The sequence below is a fragment of the Acidobacteriota bacterium genome (assembly GCA_003225175.1).
In the GTDB taxonomy this organism is placed as follows: domain Bacteria; phylum Acidobacteriota; class Terriglobia; order Terriglobales; family Acidobacteriaceae; genus Gp1-AA112.
On sequence record QIBA01000222.1, the window covers coordinates 1 to 1,915 of the forward strand.

Below are 1,915 nucleotides of genomic sequence, written 5' to 3' on the forward strand. Positions count from 1 at the left end.
GGACCGGTATCATCGATACAGTGCATTTGTTTGAAGTGGCGCGCGCTTCGGCAACGCTGGAGACTCGCAATCGCTTGTGAGCGCCGTGCGCAATGCGTGAAAGACCGGTTCGCTAGTTATTTACCTTGGATGACCACTTCCGCGAACGGCATCGAAGAGCGCGAAGCCAAAAACAACCATGGCACATGCTGGTTTGCTGCAGGTCGCGGAGTTCTCGCGGTGTGCCGGCAATAGCGAATTGCTCAGCATCTGTCGCGACCGGTTTGCCTCTGTGCTAGTGCCCAACCAGATCGCCCCAAATGGCAACTTCCCCTTGGAGTTGGCCCGCACCAAGCCTTATGGTTATTGCCTGTTCAATCTGGACGCGATGGGTACGCTGTGCGCGATCCTTGCCTCTGTTTCGGATACCGTATGGATCTTTGAAACTCTCGATGGCCGCGGAATCCGAAAGGCCGTGGAATATATGTTTCCCTTCATCGCTGACAACAGGCGCTGGCTCCTGCCGGCCGTGGCTCCGGCGCAATCCCCAGCCAGTTACCGAAGAGATCATCCGAAATTTCCCCATCAGGCAGCCGTACTATGGGTGCAGAAGGGTGAAGCCGCGAGACAAACGTCAGAGCTGAGGTGATTCCACGAGAAGAGCGCAAACCGCTTTCGAGCTGATCCGATGTCTTGGGTTTGGCTTGCTTCGGCATCGAACCACGCTCGCTTTCCTTGGAATTGTGGCGCTGAATTTTGTCCTGCCACAATCAGGCCGAAGCCGAAATCGCCTTCCCGTCCCGCAAGCGAACCCTAAAAGCGCGCAGCTCTCGAGCGATTACATGGGATCGCGAACCTGTGCGAATTGTCACCGCCAAATCTATGAGACGTATTCGCAGACCGACATGGGGCGTTCCATGTCCGCACCGGATGCGACTTTTCTGGACAGGATTCGAACCTCCGCGTCCATTTTCGACCGTCATTTGAACCGGCACTTTGAGAGCTATGTAAGCAACGGCAGTCTCTACCAAAGCGAGTATGAAACCTCCGAGGACGACACGGAGATTTTCCGCAATACCCAAAAAATCGACTGGATTATAGGCTCAGCCGCGAACGGCTTGGGGGCCATCACACGGCACGGGAACTACCTGTTCGAGGCGCCTCTTTCTTTCTATTCCAATACCAACAATTGGGCGCTGTCACCGGGCTACGAATTCGGTGACTATGGGTTCAGCCGTCCGATTCTTCCGGCTTGCGTGGTTTGTCACAGTGGCCGGCCACAGCCTGTTTTACAGGGAAACGGAAAATTTCAAGAGCCACCGTTCCTCGAATTGGCTGTTGGTTGCGAGAACTGTCACGGGCCTGGCGCGAGACACTTGGCGGCAATTCGGACAAACTTTTCTCCACAAAATGCCAGAAACTCGATTGTGAATCCCGCGAAACTCACGCCGTGGCTTGCCGACAACATCTGCATGCGCTGTCATCAGACCGGCCAGGCACGAGTCCTGCAACCCGGAAAGGATTATGGCGACTTTCGTCCCGGCACTCCTCTGGACGAGACTCTCGCCATTTTTTTGGTGCCTTTTGGCCGCGAATCTCCTCCGCAGGATGACTTGCTCCAACACTATCTATTCATGCGTTTGAGCAAGTGCTATCGCGGCAGCGGCGGACGGCTAGGTTGCCTGAGCTGTCATGATCCGCATGTGCAGCCGACTAGCGAGAAAGTGCCCGCCTACTTCCGCAAGAAATGCATGTCCTGCCATACCGAGAGCAGCTGTCTGGTTCCGCTGAGTGTGCGTCAGCGGAACACTCCTCCCGACAACTGTATCGGCTGCCACATGCCGAAACGAGATATTAAGGTGATCTCGCACTCGATTCTCACCAATCATCGCATTACGGTAGATCCCAAGGAGCCGTTTCCCGACGATGCTTTCCG

The 1,915-nt window shown here is 55.4% G+C and carries 3 protein-coding genes; all 3 read left to right on the top strand.

Annotation, left to right across the window (positions count from 1 at the left end; translation table 11 throughout):
* A partial coding sequence (locus DMG62_24770; protein ID PYY19291.1) for a hypothetical protein occupies positions 1-234 on the top strand: 234 nt, incomplete at its 5' end.
* Positions 179-628 (top strand): hypothetical protein, encoded by a 450-nt coding sequence (locus tag DMG62_24775; protein PYY19292.1) that lies wholly within the window; start codon positions 179-181, stop codon positions 626-628. The genes DMG62_24770 and DMG62_24775, both read left to right, overlap by 56 nt.
* 55 nt (positions 629-683) lie before the next feature.
* Positions 684-1,915: hypothetical protein (locus DMG62_24780; GenBank protein ID PYY19293.1), on the top strand; the 1,232-nt coding region annotated here is incomplete at its 3' end.

What these genes read in the sequence shown, in the direction of transcription:
- DMG62_24775 (PYY19292.1), top strand. Translation starts at nt 179, where the DNA reads ATGGCACATGCTGGTTTGCTGCAGGTCGCGGAGTTCTCGCGGTGTGCC.